The 13,695-nt window shown below is 70.3% G+C and carries 13 protein-coding genes; 7 read left to right on the top strand and 6 right to left on the bottom strand.

What is annotated here, in order from left to right:
* Positions 1 to 7: 7 nt before the first annotated feature.
* Both I1A62_RS44295 and I1A62_RS44290 read left to right on the top strand, forming a co-directional pair.
* The gene (locus tag I1A62_RS44295) at positions 8 to 349 is read left to right on the top strand and encodes a hypothetical protein (RefSeq protein ID WP_219458194.1); all 342 of its coding nucleotides are present in this window, start codon (positions 8 to 10) and stop codon (positions 347 to 349) included.
* Complete coding sequence (locus I1A62_RS44290; RefSeq protein WP_124392966.1) at positions 346 to 876, top strand: GNAT family N-acetyltransferase; 531 nt, start codon at positions 346 to 348, stop codon at positions 874 to 876. The genes I1A62_RS44295 and I1A62_RS44290 overlap by 4 nt, the downstream gene beginning before the upstream one ends.
* 9 nt (positions 877 to 885) lie before the next feature.
* Here I1A62_RS44290 and zapE read toward each other — a convergent pair whose 3' ends face one another.
* A complete protein-coding gene (gene zapE, locus I1A62_RS44285; RefSeq protein ID WP_124392965.1) occupies positions 886 to 1,902 on the bottom strand; it encodes a cell division protein ZapE in 1,017 nt (338 codons plus the stop codon).
* Between the two features lie 34 nt (positions 1,903 to 1,936).
* Here zapE and I1A62_RS44280 point away from each other — a divergent pair, with 34 nt between their 5' ends.
* From I1A62_RS44280 to msrB, 4 genes are read left to right on the top strand one after another with little or no spacing between them, the layout of a single operon-like run.
* The gene (locus I1A62_RS44280; RefSeq protein WP_124393038.1) at positions 1,937 to 2,725 is read left to right on the top strand and encodes a pyrimidine reductase family protein; all 789 of its coding nucleotides are present in this window, start codon (positions 1,937 to 1,939) and stop codon (positions 2,723 to 2,725) included.
* 23 nt (positions 2,726 to 2,748) lie between these two features.
* A complete protein-coding gene (locus I1A62_RS44275) occupies positions 2,749 to 4,305 on the top strand; it encodes an alpha/beta hydrolase (protein WP_257890692.1) in 1,557 nt (518 codons plus the stop codon).
* Positions 4,306 to 4,339: 34 nt separating this feature from the next.
* Positions 4,340 to 5,674: a glycosyltransferase family 87 protein gene (locus I1A62_RS44270; RefSeq protein WP_124392963.1), complete on the top strand. Its 1,335-nt coding sequence runs from the start codon at positions 4,340 to 4,342 to the stop codon at positions 5,672 to 5,674.
* 58 nt (positions 5,675 to 5,732) lie between these two features.
* Positions 5,733 to 6,170, top strand: coding sequence for a peptide-methionine (R)-S-oxide reductase MsrB (gene msrB, locus I1A62_RS44265; RefSeq protein ID WP_087555868.1), 438 nt, complete (start codon positions 5,733 to 5,735; stop codon positions 6,168 to 6,170).
* Here the strand turns inward: msrB and I1A62_RS44260 are convergent.
* The 4 genes from I1A62_RS44260 to hemE are packed head-to-tail and all read right to left on the bottom strand — an operon-like array spanning position 6,130 to position 11,619.
* Positions 6,130 to 8,478: a molybdopterin-dependent oxidoreductase gene (locus I1A62_RS44260; protein ID WP_124392962.1), complete on the bottom strand. Its 2,349-nt coding sequence runs from the start codon at positions 8,476 to 8,478 to the stop codon at positions 6,130 to 6,132. The genes msrB and I1A62_RS44260 overlap by 41 nt on opposite strands.
* A gap of 15 nt (positions 8,479 to 8,493) precedes the next feature.
* The gene (gene hemQ / locus I1A62_RS44255; protein WP_124392961.1) at positions 8,494 to 9,189 is read right to left on the bottom strand and encodes a hydrogen peroxide-dependent heme synthase; all 696 of its coding nucleotides are present in this window, start codon (positions 9,187 to 9,189) and stop codon (positions 8,494 to 8,496) included.
* 4 nt (positions 9,190 to 9,193) lie between these two features.
* Positions 9,194 to 10,555, bottom strand: coding sequence for a protoporphyrinogen oxidase (locus tag I1A62_RS44250; protein ID WP_219458192.1), 1,362 nt, complete (start codon positions 10,553 to 10,555; stop codon positions 9,194 to 9,196).
* Positions 10,552 to 11,619, bottom strand: coding sequence for a uroporphyrinogen decarboxylase (gene hemE / locus I1A62_RS44245; protein ID WP_192581903.1), 1,068 nt, complete (start codon positions 11,617 to 11,619; stop codon positions 10,552 to 10,554). The genes I1A62_RS44250 and hemE overlap by 4 nt, the downstream gene beginning before the upstream one ends.
* Positions 11,620 to 11,780: 161 nt before the next feature.
* Here hemE and I1A62_RS44240 point away from each other — a divergent pair, with 161 nt between their 5' ends.
* Positions 11,781 to 12,374 (top strand): DUF3000 domain-containing protein, encoded by a 594-nt coding sequence (locus I1A62_RS44240; protein WP_072942294.1) that lies wholly within the window; start codon positions 11,781 to 11,783, stop codon positions 12,372 to 12,374.
* Here the strand turns inward: I1A62_RS44240 and I1A62_RS44235 are convergent, their stop codons facing one another.
* A complete protein-coding gene (locus tag I1A62_RS44235; RefSeq protein ID WP_219458191.1) occupies positions 12,375 to 13,637 on the bottom strand; it encodes an alpha/beta hydrolase in 1,263 nt (420 codons plus the stop codon).
* Positions 13,638 to 13,695: the final 58 nt, after the last annotated feature.

The raw sequence follows: 13,695 nt of genomic DNA, 5'->3' as shown, positions 1-13,695 counted from the left end.
TTAGGTCATGCCGACTTGGGGATGGTTCGTGATCGCGGTGGGAAACGTCTACATCGCGGTTCTGGTCTCGTCGCGGTCCTGCCGCGGCGGCTCGCACACCCCACCCGACCTGCATCCCGCATCGACGTGGCGGCACCTCGACGACACCACCCGCGACGAGGTGACGTGCCTGCTGGACCGGGGCCGGACCACCGAGGCGATCAAGCTTCTCGTCGCGCGGGACGGAATCGGCGTGCGGCACGCGAAGGCCACGGTCGAGTACGGCCGGAGCATTGCGGCGATCAGCCTGCTGCGGGACAGTACGGGGATGACACTTCGGGAAGCGAAGGACGCGGTGGATCAGCTGTGACTGTCGAAATCGACCCCGCGGGAATCTGGGATTCCGAGGCGATCGCCGACGTCGCGGCGGCGACGTTCCCTCTCGCGTGCCCGCCCGGGGCGACGCAGGACGACATCGCCACGTTCATCGACGACGTGCTGTCCGCCGAACGGTTCTCCGAATACCTCACCGACCCCGACCGCACCGTCCTCAAGGTCACGCACGGCGGGGCGATCGTCGGCTACGCGATGCTGATCGACGGGGATCCCGCCGACCCGGACGTCGGCAGGGCCGTGACGCTGCGGCCGACCACCGAGATCAGCAAGCTGTACGTGCTGCCCGGCAATCACGGAACCGGCGTCGCGTCCGCACTGATGGATGCGATCGTCGAACGCGCGGTCGCGGCGGGGTGCGCGGGGCTGTGGCTGGGCGTGAACCAGGAGAACGTTCGAGCCCAGCGCTTCTACGCCAAGCACGGATTCACGCAGGTCGGAACGAAGACGTTCGTCGTCGGCACCCAACTGCACCACGATTTCGTGATGCAGCGGGCGCTGTAGCGAGCCGGATCAGCTCGCCGCGACCTCGAAACGCGACAGCGCCAGCAGGCGCGACGTGGCACGCAGGTACTTCTTCCGGTACCCGCCGGCCAGCATCTCGGGGGTGAAGATCGCGTCGAGCTTGGCCCCGGCCACGGTGACCGGGATGCTCGCGTCGTAGAGGCGGTCGGCGAGGACCACCAGCCGCAGCGCGACCGACTGGTCCTCGGCGGGGTGGACGCCGTCCAGGAACACGGCCGGAATGCCCTCGACCAGCTTGTTGTAGCGGGACGGGTGCAGCGTGCTGAGGTGCTTGCACAGGGCGTCGAAGTCGTCGAGGGTCGCGCCGGGGATGCTGTCGGCGCGCTCGGCGAGCTCCTCCGAGGAGATCGGGTCGGGGGCCGGCGGCAGGTCGCGATGGCGGTAGTCGGGTCCGTCGACGCGGATCGTCTCGAAGATGGAGCCGAGCTTCTTGATCTCCCGCAGGAAGTCCTGTGCGGCGAACCGGCCCTCACCGAGCTGGCCGGGCAGCGTGTTCGACGTCGCCACGATGGACACGCCGCGTGCCGACAACTCCGACAGCAGGCGGGAGACCAGCATGGTGTCGCCCGGGTCGTCGAGTTCGAATTCGTCGATGCACAGGACGCTGTGGTCGGACAGCTGCTCGACGGCCTTGTTGAAGCCGAGGGCGCCGACGACGTGCGTCAGCTCCACGAACGTGCCGAACGCCTTGGGCGACGGGACGCTGTGGAAGATCGAGGCCAGGAGGTGGGTCTTGCCGACGCCGAAGCCGCCGTCGAGGTAGAGACCGGCACCGGTGGCCGGCGTCTTCTTCCCGAACAGACCGCGTCGACCGCCGCTGCGGATCTTCACGACCTTCTTCGCGAACTCCTCCGCCGTCTGGACCGCGGCGGCCTGGCTGGGTTCTGCGGGATCGGGAATGTACGACGCGAAGCTCACCTCGTCGAACATGGCCGGGGGCACCATCTGAGCTACCAACTGATCAGCGGGGACCACGGGGCTGCGATCGACAAGACGTGCATGCATACAAGCAGGGTATCCACGTGTTGTGATCACCAACATGCACCGTGTACATATTGCGACATTTTTCACACCGGACAGTCCGCCCGCCCGGGAGGAGTCCAGCGAATCGACCGCGAACACGCTGCGCGAGCTGTACGCCTACCCGGCGGAGACCCCGCGGCCGTGGCTCCGCGTCAACTTCGTGAGCAGCATCGACGGCGCCGTCTCCGTCGACGGGGTCAGCGGGGCGCTCGGCACCCCCGCGGACGCACTGGTCTTCGAGACGCTGCGGGAACTGGCCGACATCGTGCTGGTCGGGGCCGGAACCGTCCGGGCGGAGAACTACGGCGGGGCGCGCGTCGGCGCCGAGGGCCGGCGACGCCGGGTGGCCTCGGGGATGCCGGAGGTCCCGCCGATCGCCGTCGTGTCCGCCCGCGCCCACCTCGACCCGCAGGCCCGCCTGTTCACGGACACCGAGGTGGCGCCGATCGTCGTCACGTGCGCGGACGCGGACCCGGCGCGGATCCGCGCCCTCGCCGATGCGGGCGCCCGGATCGTCACGGCCGGCGACGGGCAGATCAGCAGCGAGAAGCTGATCGCGGCGCTGGACGACCTCGGACTGCGGCGGGTGCTCTGCGAGGGCGGACCGAGCCTGTTCGGGCAGCTGATCGCGGACGACGCCGTCGACGAGGTCTGTCTGACCACGGCCCCGGTGCTCGCCGGGGGAACCGCCGGTCGCGTCGCTACCGCACCGAATGCCCGGATCACCGCGATGACTCCCGCGCACATCCTCACCGACACCGACGGCACCGTCCTCACCCGATGGGTGCGGCTGCCCCGCCCGTAGCGGAACCTGGCAGGGTGGTCGCCATGCGCAGATCGGTGTTGCTCGCAATGGTTCTCGTGGTGTGCACCGCGTGCGGAGCCGGACCGTCCAACCGCCCGCACGTGGCAGTCGAGCGCGAGGGCGGCGGCAGCGAACCCACCGCGACCGAGACCGAGAACCCCGACGCCGCCCCGCCCGTGCTGCAGACCCCGAAGAACGACCTGGCGTGGACCGACTGCACCCAGAGCACGCTCGGCGCCCTCGGCCCGGGCACGACGGCCCCCGCCGGGCTCATCTTCGAGTGCGGCTCCTACGAGGCGGCCGTCGACGAGAGCGGCACCCTGCCCGGGACCTTCACGATGGGCGCGATGCGGGCGCGGCTCGCCGACACCCCCGAGAACGCGGCCCCGCTCGTGCTCACGTCGGGATCGGACCGGTCGTCGACCGCGACGCTCGCAACGCTGAGCACCGGCGGTCTGACGTCACTGCTGTCGACGCGCCCGGTGGTCGCGGTGGACCGCCGCGGGATCGCCGCTTCGCAGGAGATCGAGTGCCTCACCCCGGAACTCCGCAGCAGCCTGGCGAATCTCGGGCAGTTCGACCCGGGAACGGGTGACCAGGTCGACAAGGTGACCGCGCTGGGCCGCGACGCCACCATCGCGTGCACCGACTACCTGCAGCCGCAGGAACTCGCGTTCGACAGCACCCACGCCGCCGACGACATCGAGGAACTGCGCCGCACCTGGGACGTCGACGCGCTCGGGATCCTCGCCACCGGCAACGGCAGCGCCGTCGCGCTCAGCTACGCCGCCAAGTACCCCGGCCGGGTCGGCCGGCTCGTCCTCGACTCCCCCGCCGTCACCACGGTGGACGCCGCGACCGTCACCGAGCAGCAGGTGGCGGGTCAGGAGGCGGCGTTCGACGCGTTCGCCCGCCAGTGCACGGCCCTGAACTGCTCCCTCGGCGCCGATCCGCGCGCCGCGGTGACGGACGCCGTCACCCGCGCCGCGAACGGGCAGATCCCGCAGGTCTCTGCGAACGCCCTCCTCACCGCGGTGTCCGGGACGCTCGCCGCGGCGGGCGGCGACCAGCAGGGCCGCGTCCGGGCCCTGTCGGATGCCGTGTCCGCCGCCCTCGCCGGGAACACGGCCCCGATCCTCGCGGCGGTCGCGCAGGCCGAGGCCGCTTACGAGAGCGACGGCCAGTTCATCACCCGCTGCACCGACGGCCAGCAGTGGCCCGCGCCCGACCGGGTCCGGGAACTGCAGAAGCTGTGGAGCGAACGGTTCCCGCTGTTCGGCCCGAACGCCGCCGTCGGTCTGCTCACGTGCACGTCCTGGCCCGCGACCGCGCCCCCCGCCCTGCCCGGCGAGCTGGCACTGCCGGTCCTGGTGCTCAGCGGCACCGCCGACCCGGTCGTCGGGAACGCCGGGGTGGGGACGGTGACGGGGGCCGTGTCGAGTGCAGGCGCCGCGACGGCGACGCTGACGTGGCACGGCAGCGGCCACCCCGCCACCCATTCGGACTGCGCGCAGAAGTCGATCGTCACCTACGTCACGGACGGGGTGCTGCCGCCGGACGGCAGCGCCTGCCCCGCCTAGCCGAGGTGTTCCGCCCGACACCCACAGGGGGTGCGTGACCGCACGTCAGGGCTTCTCGGTGTACCGTGCCGTGGTGTTCCTTCGACAACTCGAACCGCGCACCGGGCGGACTGCCAACGAGGTAATCAACTTCGCGCTGTGGCCGATCGCCGTCATGACCGTGCTGCATCGAGTGGTCGTCAAGGCGGTCAACGGGTACATCACCGACGACTTCCGGCCGGTCTACAACGCCGCCCTGGCCTTCCTCAACGGGCGTCCCGTCTACACCGCCAACTTCAACTGGGTCGACCCCCACTACCTGTACCCACCGTCCGGGACGCTGCTGATGGCGCCGATCGCGGTGATCGACCCCGAGAAGTCCCGCTGGTTGTTCATCATCGCCAACGCGATCGCCATCGTGATCGCCCTGTACCTGCTGCTGCGGCTGTTCGGCCTGGGATTGAACTCCATCGCGGCCCCGATCCTGCTGCTCGCCACGTTCTCGTCCGAGACCGTCACCAACACCCTGGTCTTCACCAACATCAACGGCCTCGTCCTGCTCGGCGAGATCGCGTTCCTGGTGTTGCTCATGAAGCGCAAGGACATGTGGTCCGGTGTGGCCATCGGATTGACGTTCGCGGTCAAACCGATTCTCGCCCCGCTGCTGTTGCTTCCCCTGGTGCGCGGACAGTGGAAGGTGTTCGTCACCGCGATCGGCATCCCCCTGATCCTCACTGCCGTGGCGTGGCCACTGTCCGCGGACCCGATGGACTTCGTGCACCACACGGTGCCGTACCTGATGGAGTCGCGCGACTACTTCAACAGCGCGATCGTCGGCAACGGCAAGTACTACGGGCTTCCCACCGGCCTGATCTGGGCGCTGCGCGGCGTCTTCGCCGCCATCGTGCTCTCGTCCCTGTGGCTGCTGTACCGCTTCTACCGCCACGACGAACTGTTCTTCGTGGTCACCACGTCCGGTGTTCTGCTGACGGCGTCGTGGCTGCTCGGTTCGCTGGGCCAGATGTACTACTCGATGATGCTGTTCCCGCTCCTGATGTCCGTGGTGCTGAAGAATTCGGTGATGCGGAACTGGCCGGCGTGGCTGGCCGTGTACGGCTTCATGAGCTACGACAGCTGGCTGTCGAGCCGGTTCATCGAAGCCGGCCGGACCGCGGAGTACATGAAGACCACGCTGGGGTGGAGTCTGATGCTCCTCGTGATCTTCGGGGTGCTCACCGTCCGGTACGTCACGGCGCGACGCGAAGGTCGCCTCGACCGGGGCATCGATCCGGCGTTCCTCCTCGAACCGGGCGAGACGATCCCCGCGACTCCGCGGGAGCCGGAACCGGACGAGCAGCCGCAGGTCGAGTCGGCCACCGCCAAGACGTAGCTCTGTCACACGCCGGGGCCTCACGGCCGGAATCGGCGAAACGTATTAGCGTGGAGCCATGAGTTCGCAGCAGCAGGATCCCACGCAGTCCGCCCCGAAGGTTGCTCTCTCCGACAGCGAGTGGCGCGAGAAACTGACTCCCGAGGAGTACGCGGTGCTGCGCCAGGCCGGCACCGAGCGCCCCTTCGTCGGCGAGTACACCGACACCAAGACGGAAGGCGTCTACCACTGCCGCGCCTGTGGCGCCGAACTGTTCCGCAGCACGGAGAAGTTCGAATCGCACTGCGGGTGGCCGTCGTTCTTCGACCCGGCCGACTCGGACGCCGTCATCCTCCACGAGGACACCTCGCTGGGCATGCGCCGCGTCGAGGTGGTCTGCGCGACGTGCCACAGCCACCTCGGCCACGTCTTCGAGGGCGAGGGCTACCCCACCCCCACCGATCAGCGGTACTGCATCAATTCGATCTCGCTGGTTCTGGAACCGGCCGGCGAATGATCGCAGGCGGATCGAACGCCCGGATCGGCGGCAGCTCGCCGTCGTAGCGTTCGATCTGCACGAGCACGTGCTGGCCCGTGCAGCCGTGGGCGAGTGACGACGTGCCCACGTCCGGGGTCAGCACGTTCGGGTTCCCGTGCACGCAGAGCGAATCCGGGTCGGTCGCGTCGAGGGGGTCGTACCAGGCCCCCGTCGACAGCTGCACCACACCGCGGCGGACGCCCTCGTCCACCACCACACCGGCGAGGCACGCGCCCCGGTCGTTGAACACGCGGACGACGTCGCCGCCGGTCACTCCGCGGTCGGCGGCGTCGTCCGGATGGATGCGCAGCGGTTCACGGCCCCGGATCTTCGACTTCTGGCTGGTGCCGCCGTGATCGAGTTGGCTGTGCAGGCGGGTGCGCGGCTGGTTGGCGATCAGATGCAGCGGGAACTGCCGGGCCCGCGGGCCGCCGAGCCATTCCTCCGGCTCGTACCAGCGGGGGTGTCCGGCGCAGTCGGCGTAGCCGAATCCGTCGATGTCCTCGGAGAAGATCTCGAGCCGACCGCTCGGGGTGCCGAGCGGGAACTTCACCGGATCCGCCCGGAAATCGCCGAACAGGATCAGATCGTCCTCGGTCCGCATCCGCACGTGGCCCTGCGTCCAGAAGTCGTCGAAACTCGGCGCCGGTCCGCCGTCCGCGCGCACGAAGTCCCGCCACTGCCCGTACAGGTGCTCGAGCCACTGCCCGGACGTGCGGCCCTCGGTGAACTTCTCGCCGACACCCAGTTTCCGGGCGACGGCGGCGAACGTGTCGTAGTCGTCCCGGGAGTCGGCGTACGGCGTCACCGCGGCGTGCATGGCGACGAGCAGCGGATCGTTGCGGGTGCAGCTGATGTCGGCCCGCTCGAGCGACGTCGTGGACGGGACGACGATGTCGGCGTGCCGGGCCATCGGCGTCCAGTAGGGGTCGTGGACCACGATCGTGTCGGGCCGGGCCAGCGCGCGGCGCAGACGCGGAATGTCCTGATGGTGGTGGAACGGGTTGCCGCCCGCCCAGTACAGCATCTTGATGTCCGGGTACGTCAGCCGCTGACCGTCGTAGTCGAACGGGGCACCCGGGTTCAGGAGCATGTCCGAGACCGCGGCCACGGGGATGAAGTCGCGGACCGGGTTCAGTCCCTGGGGAAGGGTGGGCAGCGGGTACGGGACCGGGGCGAGCCCGGGCTCGTTCATGGAACCGTAGCCGTGACCGAAACCTCCACCGGGAAGGCCGATCTGGCCCAGCATCGCGGCGAGGGTGACACCCATCCACGGGGCCTGCTCGCCGTGCCGGACCCGCTGCAGCGACCAGGTGACAGTCACCATCGTCCGGCCCGCCGCCATCCGCCGGGCGAGGGCCACCAGGTCCGGGGCGGCGATGCCGGAGATCTGCTCCGCCCATGCCGGTGACTTCGGGACACCGTCGGAGCGTCCGAGGAGGTAGTCCTCGAAGCGGTCGTAGCCGACGCAGTGGCTGCCGAGGAACGCCGTGTCGTGCAGGCCTTCCGACGCGAGAACGTACGCGAGGGCCAGCATGATCGCGACATCGGTGCCGGGCACCGGCGCGTGCCGTTCGGCGACGCCGTGCACGTCGTCGCTCAACGGACTGAACGAGACGACGGATCCGCCGCGCCGCCGCAGGGCGTCGAGGGCGTCACGGGTGGGATGGTCGCTGGTGCCGCCGTGATTGACACCGGTGTTCTTGAGGGGGACGCCGCCGAAGCACACCATGACGTCGGTGTGCTCGGCGATGAGCTTCCAGGACGTGGAGCGGGCGAACATCTTCCAGTGCGTGCCCACCACCCGGGGCATGACGACGCCCGTCGCGCCCAGCGAGTAGCTGTGCACCGAACGGGTGTAGCCGCCGAGGGTGTTCAGGAACCGGTGGACCTGGCTCTGCGCGTGATGGAACCGGCCCGCGCTGGCCCACCCGTACGAACCGCCGTAGATCGCCCTGTTGCCGTGGGTGTCGATCACCCGACGCAGTTCGTTCGCCAGCCGCTGGGTCAGCTCCTCCCAGTCCACCGGCACGAACTCGTCGGAACCGCGGGAGGTGCTCGGTCCCGGGCCGTGCTCGAGCCACCCCCGGCGCACGACCGGACCGGTGATCCGCGCCTTGGTGCGAACCGACCCGGCGAGGTTGCCCAGCACCGGTGACGGGTCGGCGTCACCGGTGTACGGGTGCGCGGCCACGACGTCGCCGTCGGCGACCTCGGCCTCGAACATGCCCCAGTGCGACATGTGCTGGTAGCGGGGCGCCCCGAGGGCCCCGTCGGCGTCACTCATTTCTCGTGCGTCAGATCACGGCAGAGCCGCGACGAGCTTCTCCACATCCACCCGCGGGCCGGTGAAGAACGGCACCTCCTCGCGGACGTGCAGCCGGGCCTCGGTGGCGCGCAGGTCGCGCATGAGGTCGACGATGCGGTACAGCTCGGGCGCCTCGAACGCGAGGATCCACTCGTAGTCGCCGAGCGCGAACGCGGGCACGGTGTTGGCGCGGACGTCCTTGTAGGTGCGGGCAGCCATGCCGTGGTCGGCGAGCATCTTCCGGCGCTCGTCGTCGGGCAGCAGGTACCACTCGTAGGAGCGGACGAACGGGTACACGCAGATGTAGTTGCCCGGATCCTCGCCGGCCAGGAACGCCGGGATGTGGCTCTTGTTGAATTCGGCGGGACGATGGCACGCGACGTTGCTCCACACGGGCTTGCTCGCGCGGCCCAGGGCGGTGGTGCGGCGGAAGTCGGCGTACGTCGCCTGCAGGGCCTCGATGCTCGCCGAGTGCGTCCAGATCATGAAGTCGGCGTCGGCGCGCAGTCCCGCCACGTCGTAGAGCCCGCGCACCACGACACCCTTCTCGGCCTGAGCTTCGAAGAAGATCCGCGCCTCCTTGATCACAGCTTCCCGGTCGTCCCCGAGTACACCGGGTTCCACCTGGAACACCGAGAACATGAGGTAGCGGATTTCAGAGTTCAATGCGTCGAAGTCGAGGCGTGCCATGGGTCTATCCTGCCACTCGCCCGGAGAGCCGTGCAGCCGCCGTCGTCGCAGCGGCTACGCACGCGGGTACACCCACCCCCCGCAGGAGCGCCCCGGACACCTCGACACAGTCCAGACCTGCGATTTCCTGCTCGATCACCGCCACCCGCCCGAGGTGGCCGGGACCGTACTGCGGCAGTCCGCCGTGCCAGCGCTGGACGTACGCGGCGACGGGTTCCGCGGACACGCCGGTGACGGTCGCGAGGTCGCGCCGGGCCGCCGCGATCAGCTCGTCGTCGGGTGCGTCGACGACGGCGGCGTCGCCGAACCGCCCGAACGACGCCCGCACGAGAGTGACTTCCCGCTCGGCGAGGTGCGGCCACTTGCGACTCGACAGGGTGAACGCCTTCGCGCCGAGCGACGTGTCGGTGGCGACCAGGATCCCGGAGTTCTGCGGGATGTCGGTGCCGGCAGGCAGGGCCAGCGCGACGACGGCCGAGGAGGCCAGCGGGATGTCGGCGGCGGCCGCCGACGCGCGGGGTGCGATACCGGCGAGCAGTTCGGCGAGCTGCGGAGCGGGCAGGGCGAGCACGACGCCGTCCACCCGGCCCACAGGGTTTGCCGACCAGCCGTCGCCGTCGCGGTCGAGCGTTTTTATTCGCTCGGGCACGATCTCCGCGCCCGTGGCGTCCGTCAGGGCGCGGAGCAGGACGCCGTAGCCGTCGCGCAGCGCCCCGAACACCGGTCCCGAGGCGGGAGGGGGAAGTGCCTCCGCCACGGCCGCGGACAGGCTCGTGGCACCGCGGTCGAGGGCGGCTGCGAGGGTGGGGAGGGCGGCGCGGACACCGATGGTGTCCGCCAGCCCCGAATAGACCCCTCCGAGAAGCGGATCCACCGACCGCCGGACCACCTGCGCACCGAACCGGTCGCCGACCAGCGCACCGACGGCGACGTCGGCGCCCGGTGTCCAGTCGAGGGGCACCGTCCGCTCCCCCGCCACCTGCGCGAGGGTCCGGTCGTCGACGAGGCCGCGGAGGCTGTTCTCGTCCGCGGGGATCCCCATGAGGGTATCGGCGGGCAGCGGGTGCAGGGCGTTCTCGGACCAGATCAGCGGACGCAGTCCGGCCGGGTGCACGAGCTGGTCGGCGAGACCGAGTTCGCCGAGCAGGGCAGGCAGTTCCGGGCGCCGCGCGATGAAGGCTTCCGCGCCGACGTCGACGGGCTCCCCGGCCAGGTCCACCGTGCGCAGCTTGCCCCCGAGCCGCCCCGCGCCGTCGGCGACGACGATCCGGGCATCAGGGCCGAGCCGTTGCCGCAGGCGGTACGCGGCCACGAGCCCGGAGATGCCGCCGCCGACGACGAGAACGTTCGGCGACGACCCGGTCACAGGGAGTGCACCAACTCGACCAGTGCGGTCAGCGCGCCCGGGTCGGTGTCGGGCAGGACGCCGTGACCGAGGTTGAAGATGTGTCCCGTCGCACCCGCGGCGAGGGCCGCGTCGGCCTCCGCGGTGATGCGGCGCACCTGCTTCTCGACCGCCGCCGGTCCCGCGAACAGGACCGCGGGGTCGAGGTTGCCCTGCAGCGCCTTGCCCGGACCGATCCGGCGCGCCGCGACGTCCAGGGGAATGCGCCAGTCGACGCCGACCACGTCGGCCCCCGCCTCGCCCATCGCACCGAGCAGCTCACCGGTTCCGACGCCGAAGTGGATCCGCGGCACCTTCGCGCTCTCCACCTCCGCGAACACCCGCTCGGAGTGCGGCAGCACGAATTCGCGGTACTCGGCCAGCGACAGCGCGCCCGCCCACGAGTCGAACAGCTGGATCGCGTCGACGCCGGCACGCAGCTGGGTCTGCAGGAACGTGATGGTGGTGTCGGCGAGCGTGCCGAGCAGCGCGTGCCACGTCTTCGGGTCGGAATGCATGAGCGCCTTCGTGCGCTCGTGGTTGCGGCTCGGCCCGCCCTCGACCAGGTACGAGGCGAGGGTGAACGGGGCACCGGCGAAACCGATCAGCGGCGTCGAACCGAGTTCCGCGGTGAGCAGCTGCACGGCCTGCGCGACCGCGCCGACCTCCTCGGGCACGAGGCGGGGCAGGGCGGCGACGTCCGCGATCGACCGGACCGGGTTCGCGACGACCGGGCCGGTGCCGGCCACGATGTCGAGATCGATGCCTGCGGCCTTGAGCGGCACCACGATGTCGGAGAACAGGATCGCGGCGTCGACCCCGTGCCTGCGCACGGGCTGCATGGTGATCTCGCAGACCAGTGCCGGATCGAAGCACGACTCGAGCATGCCGATCCCCGACCGGATCTCGCGGTACTCGGGAAGCGAACGGCCCGCCTGCCGCATGAACCACACCGGGCGCCGGCCTGGAGCGCGACCTTCCGCGGCCGCCAGGAGGGGTGCGTCGGGGAGCACCCGCCTCGCGGCGTACGTCGCCCGTTCGCTCATGCCTGCATTGGTGCTTTCCAACCCGCTCATCGGTCCTCGCGCTCTCTGCCTGCTCGAATTTCGGCAGCTCTCATGCTGCCATGCCGCGGCTCCGCCGCCGATCGGCCCTGCTCGGCGCGCCTCCGACGAGATGCAAGGGTCCGGGTCTAACGTCCCGAGCTGTGACGACTTCGGGATCACCCGCCGAACCGGCCGAGTTCCGCGCCGCCGTCGAAGCGATGAATTCCGCGCAGGTCCGTGCGGACATCGAGCTGGGTCCCATCCGGCCCCCGCAACGGCTCGCTCCGTTCAGCTACGCCGTCGGCGCAGAGGTCGTGCACGAGGACACCGGGGTCGTCGCCGAACAGAGCGAGGGTGACGCGTTCGGCAGATTGATCCTCCTGTTCGACCCCGAGGGCGACGAGGCGTGGAACGGCACGATGCGGCTGGTCGCCTACATCCAGGCCGACCTGGACGCCGCGGTGGCGTCCGACCCGCTCCTTCCCGAGGTGGCGTGGAGCTGGCTCGTCGACGCACTCGAGTCGCGCCACGAACCTCTCAACGCGCTCGGCGGGACGGTGACGGCGACGACGTCGGTGCGCTACGGCGACATCGCCGGTCCCCCGCATGCGCATCAGCTGGAACTGCGCGCGTCGTGGACGGCGACGTCGGTCGAACTGGCCGCGCACGTCGAGGCGTTCTGCGAGGTGCTGGCGTACGCGGCCGGTCTGCCGCCCGCCGGGGTGGCGCAGCTGAAGACGCTCGGCGGCAAGTAGTCAGGCTGATTCGGTACCTGCGGCCGTGCCCGCGGCGGGGACGTCGGTGGTGGCGCTGCGCGACCATTCCAGGAACCGCCCGACCGCCTGCGTGACCGAGATGCTGCGGATCGAGGGGAACACGTCGAACGCGTGCTGCGCGCCCTTCAGTTCCGCGTAGACGACGGGGTTGTCGGACACCTGCCGCAGTTCGTCGACGAAGATCCGCGCCTCGGCGACGGGAATGAGCGAATCGCTCGTCCCGTGGATCACGAAGAACGGGGGCGCGTCCGCCCGGAGGTGCGCGAGCGGCGACGCGGCCCGGTAATCGTCGGGGAAGGTGGCGTTCTTGCCGAGCACCATCGGCATCAGTCCGGAGTGCACGCGCTGGAGGACCGCCTTGATTCCGGTGTCGCCCGCGAAGTCGTAGACGCCGTAGTACGGGACACACGCCTGGACCGACGTGTCGACGTCCTCGAATCCGGGCTGCAGCCGGCTGTCGTTCGCGGTGAGTCCGACCATGGCGGCGAGGTGGCCGCCCGCGGAACCGCCGGTGACGGCGATGAAGTCGGGGTTGCCGCCGTACTCCTCGACGTGCTCCCGGAGCCAGGCCAGGGCCTGCTTGATCGCGATCAGGTGTTCCGGCCATTTCGCCTTCGGCGACAGCGGGTAGTTGACGGCCGCGCACACCCATCCCCGCGAGGCCATCTCGAGCATCAGCGGCAGACCCTGCTGATCCTTGTTCCCGATCACCCAGCCGCCGCCGTGGATCTGGAGGAGGACCGGGCTCGTCGACGGCAGGTCCTGCCGGTGGTAGATGTCCAGGCGGGCCCGGCGCCCACCCGGCCCGTACGCGAGGTTGCGGACCCGGGTGACGGCCTTGTTCCGCATCCAGAACGGGTTGAGGAGTTGCCGCCACACGGGTCGCCCGGGATGGTCGATGGCGTGGTCGCGGTCGGTGTAGTTCTCGCCGAGCGTCTCGACGAGCGCGGATTCGGCTTCGGCTCCGGCGCCCCGGCCGGTCGCGATGACGGCGGCGAGCCCGGCGGCGGAGGCGGCGGCCAGTGCGAGACCGACACGGTCGCTGCGGGTCCGCGTTCCGTGACGGGCCGCGTGCTGGGCGGCGTCGGCGGCGGTCACGGCGAGGAGGTGGGGTGCGAGTTCGGTGGTCAGCCACCCCGAGAAGAAGGCGACCACCGAGGTGGGCGCGCCGGGCAGGGGACGCAGGGCGTTGGCGGCGAGTGCGGCGCCGACGGCCTGCCGGAGTACGAAGCCTCGGGTCATACCTCCCACCGTAGAACATGTTCTAATCGCGCGGTTGCGCGCCCCACACCTCTGCGCG

Origin of the sequence: Rhodococcus sp. USK10 (assembly GCF_019378875.1) — a bacterium.
Taxonomy (GTDB): domain Bacteria; phylum Actinomycetota; class Actinomycetes; order Mycobacteriales; family Mycobacteriaceae; genus Rhodococcus_F; species Rhodococcus_F pseudokoreensis.
The sequence above is the reverse complement of the archived record's forward strand: the minus strand, read 5'-3'. Positions and strand labels throughout refer to the sequence as shown.